The sequence below is a fragment of the Micromonospora sagamiensis genome (assembly GCF_014680085.1).
Lineage (GTDB): Bacteria > Actinomycetota > Actinomycetes > Mycobacteriales > Micromonosporaceae > Micromonospora > Micromonospora inyonensis.
Window position 1 is genome coordinate 5889441 of the sequence record NZ_AP023438.1, and the last position, 13940, is coordinate 5903380.

At 72.5% G+C, this 13940-nt stretch carries 16 protein-coding genes; 8 read left to right on the top strand and 8 right to left on the bottom strand.

All coding sequences use genetic code 11. The annotated features are described in order from the left end of the window. Positions 1-25: 25 nt before the first annotated feature. Together IGA62_RS25260 and IGA62_RS25265 are read left to right on the top strand one after the other, a co-directional pair. Entirely contained in the window at positions 26-1081 is a 1056-nt protein-coding gene (locus IGA62_RS25260; RefSeq protein WP_145818550.1) for a methyltransferase, read from the top strand. After that, positions 1081-3396 (top strand): lantibiotic dehydratase, encoded by a 2316-nt coding sequence (locus IGA62_RS25265; RefSeq protein WP_232624768.1) that lies wholly within the window; start codon positions 1081-1083, stop codon positions 3394-3396. The genes IGA62_RS25260 and IGA62_RS25265 overlap by 1 nt, the downstream gene beginning before the upstream one ends. 34 nt (positions 3397-3430) lie before the next feature. On the opposite strand, the gene IGA62_RS25270 is transcribed toward IGA62_RS25265, so the two are convergent. Beyond that, positions 3431-4774, bottom strand: coding sequence for a cellulase family glycosylhydrolase (locus IGA62_RS25270; protein ID WP_145818548.1), 1344 nt, complete (start codon positions 4772-4774; stop codon positions 3431-3433). 217 nt (positions 4775-4991) lie between these two features. On the opposite strand from IGA62_RS25270, the gene IGA62_RS25275 reads away from it, so the two are divergent. From IGA62_RS25275 to IGA62_RS25280, 3 genes are all read left to right on the top strand, one after another. Continuing rightward, entirely contained in the window at positions 4992-5450 is a 459-nt protein-coding gene (locus tag IGA62_RS25275) for a hypothetical protein (protein ID WP_145818547.1), read from the top strand. Positions 5451-5558: 108 nt separating this feature from the next. Then, complete coding sequence (locus IGA62_RS31000) at positions 5559-5753, top strand: FAD-dependent oxidoreductase (RefSeq protein ID WP_377464279.1); 195 nt, start codon at positions 5559-5561, stop codon at positions 5751-5753. Between the two features lie 29 nt (positions 5754-5782). Continuing rightward, a complete protein-coding gene (locus IGA62_RS25280; RefSeq protein WP_198501110.1) occupies positions 5783-6451 on the top strand; it encodes an FAD-dependent oxidoreductase in 669 nt (222 codons plus the stop codon). Between the two features lie 41 nt (positions 6452-6492). Here the strand turns inward: IGA62_RS25280 and IGA62_RS25285 are convergent, their stop codons facing one another. The 3 genes from IGA62_RS25285 to IGA62_RS25295 form a co-directional block, all read right to left on the bottom strand. Further along, complete coding sequence (locus IGA62_RS25285; protein WP_145818546.1) at positions 6493-7704, bottom strand: S8 family peptidase; 1212 nt, start codon at positions 7702-7704, stop codon at positions 6493-6495. Positions 7705-7883: 179 nt separating this feature from the next. Then, complete coding sequence (locus tag IGA62_RS25290) at positions 7884-8282, bottom strand: DUF805 domain-containing protein (protein WP_145818545.1); 399 nt, start codon at positions 8280-8282, stop codon at positions 7884-7886. 128 nt (positions 8283-8410) lie between these two features. Continuing rightward, entirely contained in the window at positions 8411-8986 is a 576-nt protein-coding gene (locus IGA62_RS25295) for a GNAT family N-acetyltransferase (protein WP_198501111.1), read from the bottom strand. 138 nt (positions 8987-9124) lie between these two features. On the opposite strand from IGA62_RS25295, the gene IGA62_RS25300 reads away from it, so the two are divergent. The 3 genes from IGA62_RS25300 to IGA62_RS25310 are packed head-to-tail and all read left to right on the top strand — an operon-like array spanning position 9125 to position 10778. Beyond that, positions 9125-9673, top strand: coding sequence for an RNA polymerase sigma factor (locus IGA62_RS25300; protein ID WP_145818544.1), 549 nt, complete (start codon positions 9125-9127; stop codon positions 9671-9673). Further along, a complete protein-coding gene (locus IGA62_RS25305; RefSeq protein WP_145818543.1) occupies positions 9655-10209 on the top strand; it encodes a hypothetical protein in 555 nt (184 codons plus the stop codon). Before IGA62_RS25300 ends, IGA62_RS25305 begins: the two co-directional genes overlap by 19 nt. Positions 10210-10250: 41 nt before the next feature. Next, positions 10251-10778: a hypothetical protein gene (locus IGA62_RS25310; RefSeq protein ID WP_145818542.1), complete on the top strand. Its 528-nt coding sequence runs from the start codon at positions 10251-10253 to the stop codon at positions 10776-10778. An 87-nt stretch (positions 10779-10865) separates the two neighbouring features. Here the strand turns inward: IGA62_RS25310 and IGA62_RS25315 are convergent, their stop codons facing one another. The 4 genes from IGA62_RS25315 to IGA62_RS25330 all read right to left on the bottom strand — a co-directional run bounded on the left by IGA62_RS25315 (position 10866) and on the right by IGA62_RS25330 (position 13931). Continuing rightward, positions 10866-11399: a C40 family peptidase gene (locus tag IGA62_RS25315; protein ID WP_145818541.1), complete on the bottom strand. Its 534-nt coding sequence runs from the start codon at positions 11397-11399 to the stop codon at positions 10866-10868. Between the two features lie 126 nt (positions 11400-11525). Further along, positions 11526-11891, bottom strand: coding sequence for a DUF4259 domain-containing protein (locus IGA62_RS25320; RefSeq protein ID WP_145818540.1), 366 nt, complete (start codon positions 11889-11891; stop codon positions 11526-11528). 83 nt (positions 11892-11974) lie between these two features. Beyond that, on the bottom strand, positions 11975-12940 hold the full coding sequence (locus IGA62_RS25325; RefSeq protein ID WP_145818539.1) for an MBL fold metallo-hydrolase: 966 nt from the start codon (positions 12938-12940) through the stop codon (positions 11975-11977). 121 nt (positions 12941-13061) lie between these two features. Then, positions 13062-13931 (bottom strand): serine hydrolase, encoded by an 870-nt coding sequence (locus IGA62_RS25330; RefSeq protein ID WP_145822015.1) that lies wholly within the window; start codon positions 13929-13931, stop codon positions 13062-13064. Positions 13932-13940 lie beyond the last annotated feature (9 nt).

The following is a 13940-nucleotide window of genomic DNA, read 5'->3' on the forward strand; positions in this document are numbered from 1 at the left end:
GACCCGACCGAAGGAGCGTCCCGCCATGCCGGTGCCGTTGAGCCCGGACGAGGCCCACCTGTTCCTCGAATCCGACGCCGCCCCCGCCGCGTACCTCGACCTGCTCGACGCGGTCTCCTTCCGCAGCGCCGCCGCCGGCCTGCGGCTGGGGGTGTTCGAGGCGCTGGCCGACGGCCCGCTGCCGGTCGACCGGCTCGCCACCCGCACCGGCACCGACCCGCTGGGCCTGCGGATCCTGCTCGACGCGCTGGCCGGCTTCGGTTACCTCACCCGCGCCGACGGGCAGTACGCCAACAGCGCCAACGCGGCCCGCTGGCTGCTGCGCGACACGCCGGGCAGTTTCGCCCCGGCGCTCTCCTTCTGGTCGACGGTGCTGACCGGCTGGTGGCAGGACCTGGAGTCCTCGATCCGCGTGGGCGGCCCCACCGGTGACTTCTACGCCTGGCTGGAGAAGCAGCCGGAGGCCCTCGCCGACTTCCACACCATGCTGCGCGGCCTCGCCGACGTGCTCGGCCCGGAGATCGTCGAGCTGGTGCCGCTGCCGCCCGGAGCCCGCAGCCTGCTCGACGTCGGCGGCGGCCACGCCGCCTACCCGGTCGCCTTCCTCACCGCCCACCCGCAGCTGCGGGCCACCGTGGTGGACCTCGACGGGGCACTCGCCCAGGGCGCGCGGACCGTCGCCGCCGCCGGCCTGGGCGACCGGGTCACCCTGCGCCCGGGAGACCTCTTCGAGGCCGATTTCGGCACCGGCCACGACCTGGTGCTCCTCTTCAACATCGTGCACGGCTACCAGCGGGACGCGGTGCGCACCCTGCTGCGCCGGTCCGCCGCCGCGCTGCGCCCCGGTGGTCAGGTGGTCCTGCTCGAACCGCTGGCCGAGGTGCCGGACCGGCCGGCCGGACCGGGGGAGGCGTTCGTGCGGATGTTCAGCCTGAACCTCTTCCACACCCAGGGCGGTCGGGCGTACACCCACGACGAGCTGGCCACGCTGCTGCACGAGACCGGCTTCACCGACGTACGTCAGCACCTGCTCCGTGGCTCCGACACCGACCACCTGGTGACCGCGGTCCTGGCCGGCTGATGCCCGCGCACCTGGTGCCGCTCGGCGGCGGGTGGGGCCTGTGGCGCTGGTTCTGCGTCCGGGCCGCCGGTTTCCCCGTCGACCTGCTCGAACCCCTGGCCGACCCGGACCTGGCCGCGCTCGCCGACGCGGTCAACGCGGGGGGCGACGACGACGCCTACCGGGCCCGGTTCCGCCGCGCCGAGCGGAACCTCGCGCGGGCGCTGCACGGTGTCGCCGCGGACCCGGGGGTCCGCGAGGCCGTCGCCTGGCAGAATCCCGGCGCGCTGGACACCGGCTTCGACACCCTGCTGCGCCGCGACCCGGAGACCGTGCCGCGCACCGGCCGGCACCGCAAGACCGAGGCGCTGGTCACGAGCTACCTGCACCGGTACTGCGCGAAGAACGACACGATCGGCTTCTTCGGCCCGCTGCGCTGGGCCCGGATCGACCCGGAGCAGACGGTTCCGGTCCGGGCCGTACACGACGGCACCACCGGCGACCGCACCCTCTACCTGGAGGGCTGGGCGCTGGCCGCGCTCGGGCGCGCGCTCGCCCCGCCACTGCGTCCCTGGCTGGTTCCCCGACTGCTGCCCCTGCTCGACGTCGACGGGGACACGCTGCGGGTGCCGCTGGCCGATCCGGTGCCGCTGGACCCGGTGCAGGCGGCCGTCCTGCGGGCCCTGCGTCCGGACCGGACCGCCCGGCAGGTCGTCGCGGCGGTCTGCGCCGACCCGACCGCACCGACCTCGGACCCGGCGCGGGTCCGGTCCGCCCTGGACCGGCTGCACGGCGACGGCCGGATCGAGTGGACCCTGGAGACCGCTCCAGACGACCTGCGCGCCGCCGCCACCATGCGGACCGTCGTCACCGCCGTCGACGACCCGGCGGTACGCGCACCCGCGCTGGCCGCCCTCGACCGGCTGACCTCGGCGGCGGCGACCGTGGCGGCGGCACGCGGCGACGCCACGGCGGTCCGTGACGCCCTGGCCGGGCTCGGTGCGACGTTCACCGAACTCACCGGCGAGGCCCCGGTCCGCGAGGCCGGTCAGCTCTACGCCGGCCGGACCCTCGTCTTCGAGGAGTGCCGCCGACCGGACTCGATCCGGCTCGGCCGGGCGGCGCTGGACACCCTCGCCGCACCGCTGACCCTGCTGCTGGAGAGCGCCCGCTGGTACACCGCAGCCGGTGCGGCGCTCTACCGGCGGGCGCTGCGCGCCCTCTTCGACCAGCTCGCGGCCGGGCGGGCCGGGGCGCCGGTGCCCCTGGCCGAGCTGTGGCTCGCCGCTCGGGGCCTCCTGATCGACGACCCCGGGCCGGTCGTCCGGCCGCTGACCCGCGCCCTGCACCACCGGTGGGAACGGCTGCTCGCGCCCGGTGACGAGCGGCGGGTGTGGCGGGCCGCCGCCGACCTGCGCACCGCAGCAGCCGCCGCCTTCCCCGCCGGCCCGTCCGGCTGGCCGGCGGCGGCCCAGCACAGCCCGGACCTGATGATCGCCGCGCCGGACCTGGCGGCGATCGCCGCCGGTGACGTCGACTGGGTCCTCGGCGAGCTGCACCCCGGCTACCACACCATGCGCTACGCCAGCTGGGTCGACTGCCACCCCGACCCGGCCGAGCTGGCCCGGGCCATGGCCGCGGACCTGCCCGGTGGGGTCGTCCGGATCGGTGCCACCGGCGGTCAGGGCGGCAGCGCCACCCGCTTCTCGCCCCGACTGCTCGCCCCAGAGGACCAGCGGCTGGTCTTCGCCCCTGACACCTGCGGCCACGATCCCGGCCACGACCTGGTGGTCGGCGGTTGCGACGTGGTCGACCGGGACGGCCGCCTGCTCGTCCGCCGTCGCGCCGACGGCGCCTGCCACGACCTGCTGGAGGTCTTCGCGGACCTGGTCGCCGCGAACCTGATGCCCCACTTCCGGCTGCTCTCCCCGGCGCCGCACCGGCCCCGGGTGACCATCGACCGGCTGGTGGTCAGCCGGGAGTCGTGGACGTTCCCCGCCGCCGCCGTGGACTTCGCCGGTGACCTGGACGAGCCGCGTCGCTTCCGGCGGCTCCGGGCGTGGGCGGGCCGGCACGGCCTGCCCCGGCACGTCTTCGTCCGGTGCACGGGGGAGCGGAAGCCGGTGCACGTGGACCTGGCCAGCCTCGCGTCGGTGGAGGTGCTGTGCCGCGCGGCCCGCCGCGCGCAGCGGACCGGCGGTGCCTGCGCCGAGGTCGCCGTGACCGAGATGCTCCCGGATCCCGGGCAGCTCTGGTTCACCGACGCGGACGGCCGTCGACACAGCTGTGAGCTGCGCGTCGTCGCCGCCCCGCTGCCCGCCGGCCGGCCCGCGTGACGGGCGGGCCGGTCGACGGGACGCCCCGGTCGGGTCAGGTCGCGGTGCAGGAGAGCGTCGGCCTGCTGTTGGTGCCGTTGCCCGCCCCGATGAACCCGAAGGTGGTGCTGGCCCCGGCCCCGAGTGAGCCGTTGTAGGCCATGTTGCGGGCGACCACCGTCGGCCCGCTGCTGGTGACCGTCGCGTTCCAGGACTGCGCGACGGTCTGCCCGTCGGCGAAGGTCCAGACGACCGTCCAGTCCCGGATCGCCGAGGTGCCGGCGGTCACCGTCACCTCACCCTGGAAGCCGCCCTGCCACTGCCCGACGACCGAGTACGTGGCGGCGCACCGGTTCGGCGGCGGCAGCGTGGGCGTCGGGCTGGTGGGGGGCGGGGTGGTGGTCGGCGGGGTGGTCGGCGTTGCGCCGCCGAAGACGGTGGCCTCCCGGGCGGTGGCCCTGATCCCGTGGGCGCCGTTGAAGATGCGTTCACCCCAGGTGGTCAGCTGCGCGGGGTCGAAGTTCACGGCCATGTCCAGGACCGGGTCGGTGTTACCGCTCCAGGACCACCCGAGGTAGCCGAGGCCACGGGCGTCCGCCTCGGCGAGCAGGGCCTCGTGGTCGACCTCGCCGTCCCGGAACCGCCAGCCGAACTCCCCGATGACCAGGGGCCAGCCGTTGGCCTCGAACCGGTCGAGGTAGTCGACGATGCTGGCGGCGGTGTTGAACACGGCGTACATGTGGATCGACAGCACGGTGTTGTGCTGGCTGTCGGCGTCGAGGACGGTCCGGGCGTTGTCCCGCATGACGTGCTGCCAGTCCTGGCCCCAGTTCGGGCCGTCGACCATCAGCAGGTGCGCGAAACCGTTGGCCCGCATCTTCCGGATCGCGGCGACCGTCGCGTCCGTCCACTGGGCGGCGTCGACGTTGCCGATCGGCTCGTTGCCGAGGTTGACGACGACGTAGTCCTCCTCGCCGACCAGCGCGCTCTTCTGGCTGATCCAGTAGTCGACCGCCTCGTCGAGCGAGGCGGCGGCGCCCTCCTCGCCGTATCCGGTGGTGTCGTGCACCTCCAGGACGCAGATCAGCCGGTTCTCCTTGCACAGCGAGATCACCTGGGCCACGTCGTGCGACGGGCCCCAGCGCTTGCCGGTGCCGAGCACCACCCGGACGGTGTTCGCGCCGAGCGCCTTGACGTCGGCGAACGAGTCGGTCCGGCCGGTGTACCAGACGTGCGGGTGGTTCACCCCGCGCATGACGAACGGTTGGCCGTTGGCCTCGACGATGGTGCCGTTCTCGACGTGCAGGCCGACGGCCGCGTGGGCGGGGGACACGAACATCAGGACGGAGCTGACCAGCGTCAGCAACGCGGCACCGAAAAGGATGAGTCGCTTCTTCATGACCTACCTCGAATGGGGGAGGCCCGAGACCGGGGAATGGCCGGATCGCAGGCGTACGGGCCCGACGACGCGTTGCCCCGGACGGTCGTCGGTCGGCCCGATGGGGGACGTCACAGGACGACCCGGCTCGTGCAGAACGGTACGCAAGGACGGTGGGCGACGCAACGCGTCCGCCCGGCCCGGCGCAGCACCATCCCCGGTGGGTACGGTGTCGAGAATGGACGAGCAGCCGCCTGTCACGGCCGTGCCCCGTCGCCCGGGAGGTCGGACCCTGCTGTTCCAGTACGCCACGGTGGTGGTGTTCCTGGTCGGCGCGGTCTACCCGCTTCTCGCCGCCGCTGCCGGCACGGGCGACTGGGCCGGATTGGCCGACCCCCGCCTCGAACGCTACGGCGACCCCAAGGACTGGCAACCGCCCTTCCTCGCGGCGTGGAACCCGCTCCTGTGGATCCTCGTGGTCAGCAGGGTTCTCGTGGTGCTCTCCGGGGTCACCGTGCTGGGGCTCGTCGGCGTCGTCGTCGGGGTGGCCCGGCTCGTCCGGCTCGCCGGGAGGACAGCGGCCACGGAACGGGACCGGTTCGTGGGTCTTCTGGTCGGCACGCTGCTGTGCGCGTCGGTCACGGTGGTCACGCTGACCCCGTACGGCGCGCAGCTGCGCACCTGGCTGCTGGACTAGAGCCGCGACGCCGGCCACCCCGCCCGACGACGTGCCACGGCGAAAGTCGGCGATGGCGAACCAGAGTTGACGTCCGGGACACACAGCCTGAGGGGACAGGGGAAGCTGATGTCATCTAGTGGTCACTACGACGTGGTGGTAGTCGGGAACGGAGTCGTCGGCTCCTCCATCGCCTTCGAGCTGTCGCGCCGGGGGGCCCGCGTCGCCCGCATCGGCGAACCGAACCGGAAGTACGCGGCGTCGACGGCGTCCGGCGCCATGCTGGGCTGCTTCGGCGAGGTGAGGCCATCGAGTCGGCCCTGAGGACCTACGACGAGCCCTACGAGCGGGTGGTGGTCGTCGAGACCGAGGACGGCCGGGTGCCCGATTCCGTGCTCCGGACACCGAACCGCTCCTTCGCCTGTGGCCTGCACTGTGTGCCGCGGTCGGACGGCAGCCTGTACGTCGGCGCCACGAACATCATCTCCTACGAGCCCCGGAAGTACGCGCTGCTCAGTGACCTGAAGTTCCTCATCGAGTGCGCCATGGACCAGCTGCACACCGGGCTGGACGACGCCTCCCTCCAGAAGCTCCAGGTGGGCAACCGGCCCATTCCCGCCGACGGCTTTCCACTCTTCGGGCGGCTCGACGGGACGGCCAACGTCTGGATGGCGACCGGCACCTACCGCGACGGCCTGCACCAGTCGCCGCTGCTCGCGCAGCAGATGGCCGACATGCTCGGCGGCCGCGAGGCGCACCCGGCACTGCGGGACTTCGTGCCGGTCCGCCCACCCCTGCCGACCGGTACCCGTGACGAGATCGTGGACCGTCAACGGGGAGTGGCCCAGGATCCTCTCGTCGAACCTGCGGGCGACGTACCGCAGCATCGCCGACAAGCTGCACCCGACCTTCACGCCGCCGTCGGAGCTGCTGGTCGAGATCGACGACGTGCTGGACGAGGATCTGCACGACCCGCTGCGGCAGGCCCTGACGTCCTATTACAAGGAGTGGGAGTGACCTGAGGCGCTGCCGCCGGGCACCGGTCGGACGGAATCGGGGCGGGTCAGGTCAGCGGATCCATGTAGAGCAGGCGCAGGTTGTTCACCAGGGTCGCCTGGGCGATCAGGTACGCCGCCACCTGGGCCGGCGTCCAGGTCGGGTTGTTCTGGAGCACGCGGGCGGCCGCGCCGGTGACGTGGGGTGCCGCCATCGACGTGCCGCTCGCGAGGTTCGTCACGGTGTCACCGCTGTGCCAGCTCGAGACGATGTTCACCCCGGGGGCGTAGATGTCCACGCAGTCACCCCAGTTCGAGAAGCTGGCCCGGACGTCGTTGCTCTGGACGGCCCCGACCACGATCGCCTCGCGGACCGACTGGGGGGAGTAGTTGCAGGCGTTGGCGTTGCTGTTGCCGGCGGCGACCGCGTAGACCACTCCGTCCGCGATGGAGTTGGCCACCGCCGTGTTGAGCGAGGAGCTGAAACTGCCGCCGAGGCTGAGATTGGCCGCGGCCGGCTCGCCGGGGTCGTGGTCGGCGGTCACCCAGTCGATACCGCTGATGATTCCGGCCCACGTGCCGCTGCCGAAGCAGTTGATCACGCGTACCGGGACCAGGCGTACGTCCTTGGCCACGCCGTACGTCTTTCCGCCGACGATGCCGGCGACGTGGGTGCCGTGGCCGTTGCAGTCGTCGGCGGGCAGCGCGCCGTCGACCGCGTCGTAGCCGCCCCCGGCCCGCCAGCCGAACTCGACGTGGGTGTGCCGGAAGCCGCTGTCGATGATGTACGCGGTGGACCCGAGACCCGTGCTGGTGTAGCTGTACGTCCCGGACAGCGCCGTGGTCCGCTGGTCGATGCGGTCGAGGTTCCACGGGGCGTTGAGCTGCGTGGTCATGATCTGCACGGTGTGGTTCTGCTCGACGAAGGCGACCGCCGGATCGGCGGCGAGGCGTCGGGCGGCCGGCTCGGACAGCCGTGCCTCGAACCCGTTGAGGGCGTGGCCGTAGCGGTGACCGACGGTCCCGCCGTACCGGTCGGCGAGGTCGTCGGCCCGCTGCGCCACGGCGCCGACGCTGGTGCCGGCCGGGCCGCCGACGGCGCCGTCCCGGAGGACGACGAGGTAGCTACCCGGGACGGCGGTCGCACCGCCGGCCCGCAGGATCGCACCGCCGGCCGGTGCGGCGGTCGCCGGGACGCCGGCCGTGGCGGCGACCATGGCCGAGATCGCGAGCATGCCGACGACGCCGAGTCGGCGTCGACGGGGGCGAAGGAGTGTCATCGATTCGGTCCTCCCTGCTCTGGCCGCCACGAACTCCCAGGACGGGGCGGGCGGTGGTGCGGACGGTACCGACGACGCTAACCAGTCGATCCAGATCAGTCGATGCTTTTGAAGGTTGCTCGCGGTGACGGAAAATAAATGCCCGGCACCGGTGCGGCCCGTTCGGGACGATCGTCGTATCAGACGGCCCAGCGGGGCGTGGCGTCGTACTTCGGGCTGGGACCGAAGCGGTTCGGACCGGGTGTGCCGTCCTGCACGAAGAACACCACCAGGACGATCGCACCGATGAGCGGGATCAGCCCGATCAGAACCCACCAACCGGAACGGTCGGTGTCGTGCAGGCGTCGTACCCCGACCGCCAGTGACGGCAGCAGGAGCACCAGATTGGCGATCAGGCTGAAGAGGCCACTGGTGACCGACTCTCCGATGTTGGTGTCCAGCGCGATGTCGAGGATCGAGGCCGCGAGGCCGACGAGGAGCGAGAAGAGGGCGAACCACCAGTACTCGGCGCGGCGGGCCCGCCCTCCGAACCCGACGTACTGGGAGAGCACCGAACGAACAGCAGCGGTGAAGGACATGACGACTCCAGCGTCTCGGCGGTTGCGATGCGGGGCATCAGGGTAAGCGGCGGCCGCTAGGTGCCTCCACCAGTACTTTTCTGCGGACCCGACGAGCGTGTCGAACGTCGTCGTGCCGGGTCAGGGGTTCAGCGCTCGGTCAGGGTGTGCGCCAGTTCCGACGACAGCGGTCGGTCGCTGTAGAGCAGTCGCACGGCGGAGGCGTCGGGGTTGCCCGCGTCGGGGCCCCGCCAGACCAATTCCAGTCCGACGCGTTCCACCGCCCGCCGGGAGCGGTCGTTGCCTTCCAGCACGTAGGCGGTCAGCGGCAGGTCCGGGCGCAGGCGGTGCGCCGCGGTGATCGCCGCAGCGCTGATCTCCTGCGCGTGGCCCCGCCCCCAGAACCGGGGGAGGAGGCGGAAGCCGAGGTTCCACGCGACGCCGTAGCGGACGAAGCAGCCGCCGATCCCGACGAAGGCGTCCCCGTCCGGCTCCGCCCGCCAGGCGGTCCAGATGCCGAGGCCGTCCCGGTGCCACGCCGCGCGCCAGTTCTCGATCATCCGAGCGGTCTGCCCGGTGTCGTGGTGGCGGCTCAGTGGATCGGGCCCCCACACCAGCGGGTCGGCGTACAGCGCGAACAGCGCCGGCAGGTCCGCCGGGGTCGGCTCGCGCAGGATCAGACGCCCGGTGGTGATGCCATCCGTGGAGCCATCGACGTCAGACACGGGGCCATCGTGGCCCAATCCGGGTGACCCACCAAACCATTTGACCGGGGCCACCCGCGTAGGCTCCCGGTGCGCGTAACGCGGCGCGGCTCCGGGACGAAGTACAGGTGACACGCCCACCGTACCGAGGAGCCGCCGATGGGTCGCCCGCCCCCGCTGACCGATCCCGAGGCGTTCACCGCCTTCTACCGCGCGCACGTCGATACGGTGCTGCACTTCGTCACGCGCCGCGTCGACGACCCGCACCTCGCCGCCGACATCACCGCCGAGGTGTTCTTCGCGGTCATCGCCTCGGCGGCGACGTACGAACCGGACCGGGGCACGCCGATCGCCTGGCTCTACGGCATCGCCCGCCACCACATCGTCGACGACGCCCGGCGGCGGACCCGGGAGACGGTCGGGCGTCGACGGGTGGCCGGTCGTCGGCTCCTCGACGACGACGACATCGGCCGGCTCGAGGAACGCATCGACGCCAACCGGGCCGCCCGGGAGCTGCACCGGCGGCTGCAACGGTTGCCGGAGTCCGAGCGGGCCGTCCTCGAACTGGTCGCCGTGGACGGTCTCACGGTCACCGAGGCGGCCGCCGCCCTCCGGATCCGCCCCGGCGCGGCACGGGCCCGGCTGTTCCGTGCCCGCCGCGCCCTCGTCGACACCCCCGAGGAGGAACCATGCCTGAGGACGCCCTGACGAACACGTTCGAGGAGCGCCTGCTCGCGCAACTCAGGACCGAGCTGCCACCCCGGGCGGAAGCCGGCCGGAAACCGTGGCTGGTCGCGGCGGCGGCGATGGTGGCGGTGACCGGTACGGCGCTCGCCGGGCTGACCATGGTCCAACCCGCCTACGCCATCGAGGTCGCCGACGACGGCAGCCTGACGGTCACCATGAACAGCACGGACGCCGACGACGTGGCCGAGGCCGAGGCCGACCTGAGGAGCCGGGGCGTGCGGATCGAACTCGTCGCCACGACCCACGACTGCCTCGGCGTGCTCGGCGCGCCGTCGGTCGTCCCGTCGCACCCGCCGATGACCGGCCCGCCGTCGCCGGACCAACGCCCCGAGCTGTACGCGTTCGACGCCGCCGGCGACGGTGTCTTCGTCGTCCGTCCCGGTGTCATCCCTGCTGACGAGGTGCTCTGGGTCGCCCTGGCCGACGACGGCGACACCCTGGTCACGGTCGCCGACTTCGTTGCCACGGGCGCACCCGCACCCGATTTCTGCGGCTGAGCGGCGCTGGGTCGGCTGGTGCTCTCGGTGAGGGTGACGGCATGCCGACGGTGCCGCGGGGACACGCGCCCGGCCGGAGCGCGCTCACCCTGCCCGGCACCGAGGGGCCGCGCCAGGCGAACCTGCCCTCCGGCGGATCCGCTCGGCTCCTGCTGCGGGTCCTGGAGGTCCCGCTGCTGCTCCTCGGTCCGTTCATGGTGTGCGCCGCCGCCTTCCTCGCCACCGACGAACCCACCACCAACCGTTGGATCATGGCTGTCGCCGGGGTCGGGGTCACCGCATCGAGCGTCGGGCTGGTCCGGTACGAGGCGCGGCTTCGTGACCGGGCCCGGCGGGACCTGCGCCGGCTGGAGACGGTCGGGGTCGCCGCGACCGCCGAGATCACGGCCATTCGGCCCACCTCGCTGGGCGAGGAGGAGGGGATCGAGCTGAGTCTGCTGATCAGTGGGCCCGGGTTCGCACCGTTCGGGTCCGCCTCGCAGTGCAAGGACCACCCGGCGCTGAAGGTCGGGGCGCGACTCAACGCCGTGGTCGATCCGAGCGACGGGCTGTACGTCATCGTTGCCTGACCCCGGAGCGTCCGGTCCCGGTGCGCTGGGTCGTCGCCTGGCTGCGAGCCGCCCCGAGCATGCCGGCCGGACACCCGATCGGGGTGGTCAGTATCCGTTGGGCGTGAGGACATCCACGAAGATCGGGTCAGGCTCCGTGCCTCCGAGCGTGATCGAGTCGTACCTGACGTACCCGTAGTAGGCGTTGGCGTCGATCACCCTGTTGTTGCCCACGTAGACACCGGTGTGGTCGAGGTCGCCGCCGTACCGGATGCCGTCGTTGGGGTCCGTGTCCCAGAAGACGAGGTCGCCGGGGCGGGGATCGCTGGTGCGGCGTCCCTGGTTGATCTGCCCCTGCAACCAGTAGTTGAGCTGGAGGCCCCGGCCGGTCGCCCGGTACGTGCCGTCCCAGATGGCGTGCCGGTTGAGGCATTCGCAGTCGACCGCCGCCGTCCCACAGGTCCACCCGTAGGCCAGCCGGTACGGTTTGCCCAGGTAGGCCTCGGCGGCGTCCACGACGTGGGCGCGCACACCCGCGGCGTGCGCCGGACCTGCCGCAACGAGCGTCAGCCCCGCGGCGGCCAGCATGCCGCTCACCGCCGTCGCGGCCACCCGCCGCGCCGTCCTCCACCCGTGGGTCATGACCTGGCTCCCTTCTGTCCCCACCGCCTCACCATCCGGGCCGACGGTGTCGTCCAGAGCAGCACAAGATAGATGTGTATCGTTGTCAAGGTCTGTCGGCGACTCGTGGGGCTGTCCCTGCCCCGCCTAGCGCCTCGCCAGCTCGCTCAGCTGGTCGAAGGTCCGCACGAGCACCGCGCGCCGCTGCTCCTTGTACTCCGCGCCGGGCTCCAGACCGTCGATCGTCCGGTCCCAGACGGCCAGGTACCTGCTCTTCCAGTCGGCGATCGTCTCCGGGGCGGGCAGGCTGGCCCCGACGTACCCCTGCGCGGCGATGAGCCCGAGCAACTCCAGATTGCAGGGCACCGCGACGCCCCAGTACTCGTCGGGCTCGATGCCGACCGGATCGCCGGACATCGCCTCGGCGACCTCGGAGATCAGCCGTCCGGTCAGGTCGGACAGATGGTCGGCGGCCGTGTCGCCGTCGAAGTTGCCGCTGCCCCAGGTGCCCATTGGTCCTCGCTCCGTCCCGTGCCCGATCGTTGGGCGGGATTGAACCAGGCGCCACCGACATCGCCGCGGTGAGCCGGCCGGTACTACGCGAAGGTGTACGGCGTCAGGTACTCCGGCACCAGGATCCGGGTGCCCGGCGCGACCCTGCGCACGGCGGCGAGGAACGCATCGAGCCGGTTCCGGTCACCCGGCGTGACCGTCGGCGGGTTCCGTAGCGCCACCTCGAAGTGGTCCCAGTGCACCGGCACCACGGTGGCCGGCCAGTCGAGCGCGGCCAGCAGACGCGGCACGTAGGCCGGGGTGACGTCGGTGTTCGGCACCGCGATCATCGCGACGTCCGGGGCGATGCCGGCGAGGTTCCGTTCGACGAAGTCGCTCGCACCCATGAAGAACACCGACGGCCCGCCCCGGGGCGTCAGCAGGAACGAGAGGGTGTCCCCCTCCGGCAGGTCCTCGACCTTCTCCGGTCGGGCCGGGACGGCGACGCGGACCCCGGGAAAGGCCATCGAGTACGAGCCGTTGCGGCTGTGCAGCGACGCCACCACCTCGACGGTGTGGTCGCCGAAGTCCAGTACCTCGCCGCCCTTGACCGGGCTGAGCTGGGAGGTGGGCAGGCCGTACGCCATCCCGAGGTGGTACGCGGTGAGCGTGCCGAACATCCGGGCGCCGGAGCGACCCGCGATGTGCGGTACGTCGTTGAAGTGGTCCCAGTGCGTGTGCGTCACCAGGATCGTCCGTGGGGTGCCCGGTATGTCGGCGATGCGGGCGGTGTCGACGGTCAGCTCGGTGGCCGGGTCGAACGCCCCGTCGAACAGCCCGGTGTGGAAGCGGCTCAGGTACGGGTCCACCAGCACGGTCGTCGTACCGATGTCGATCCGCCAGCCGGAGGTCCCCAGCCAGCGGAACGTCGCGCCGGAACCGGCCGCCCGGCGTCGACGTGGCGCGGCGGACCCTTCGGACCCGGTCGCGACGGTGGCGACCGCCGTGGACAGTGCCGCTCCGGCGGCGGTACCGAGGAACCGGCGACGGGCGAGTGGTGAGTCGGTCATGGCAGGCAGCCAACCACCGCCCGGCGCGACGCGTCCAAGACGACCGGGGCGCACCCGTGATAGCCGTCGGCATATCGGTCCTGCGTGCCGTGGCCCGTGGCGGTGCCGGCTGAGGCGGTGGTCACATCGCGCGCAGCGCCTCGACCGCCATCCGGGCGGCTTCCCCCATCGCGAGGTCGACGTCGATGCGCCGGGTGGCCAACCGCCGGGTCTGGGCGAACACCGCGATCGCGTACCGGCCGCCGTCCGGGTACCGCACCACGCCGGCCTCCATGTGCAGCCCCGGCAGGGTGCCGGTCTTGGCGGCCACCGGCACGTCCGGCGGGAAGCCGGACGGCAGCCGCGTCCAGAACAACTGCCGAGACATCAGGTCGCGGACCATCGCGCACGCGGCGGGCGGCCCGGCCTCGTCCCGCCAGATCAGGGTCAACAACCGGGTGATCTCCCGTGCGGTGCTGGACGTGGTCCGGTCGGGGTCGAACACCCGGAGTGCTCGTATCCGCTGCTCGGGAAGCGTGGCGAAGATCCGGGCGAACTCGGCGGCGTCGCGCGCCCCGACGTCGGCGAACATGGACTCCAGGAGTTGCCGAGGTCCGCCGATCACCCGGGTGCGGGTGAGCCCCAACTCGGTGGCGAGCAGCGGGAGCAGGTCCGGGCCGACCCGGCGCATGAGCAGGTCGGCGGCGGTGTTGTCGCTGACCGACATGGCGAAGTACGCCAGGTCGCGCAGGGACAGTTCCACGTCGTCCGCGCAGCCGGCCGTACCCCAGCCGCCGAGCCGGTCCTCGGCGCGGACCACCACCCGCTCGGTGGGGTCCAGTTGCCCGTCGGCGGCCTGCCGCGCGAACTCCAGCACCAGGAGGATCTTGAACACGGACGCGATCACGACCTGTTCGTCCGCGCCCACGCCGATCTCGTGGCCGGTGTCGACGTCGACCGCGTGCAGGCGCGCGTCGACCCCCACGCGTGTGAAGACGTCCCCCGGCAGCATGGTCGTCAC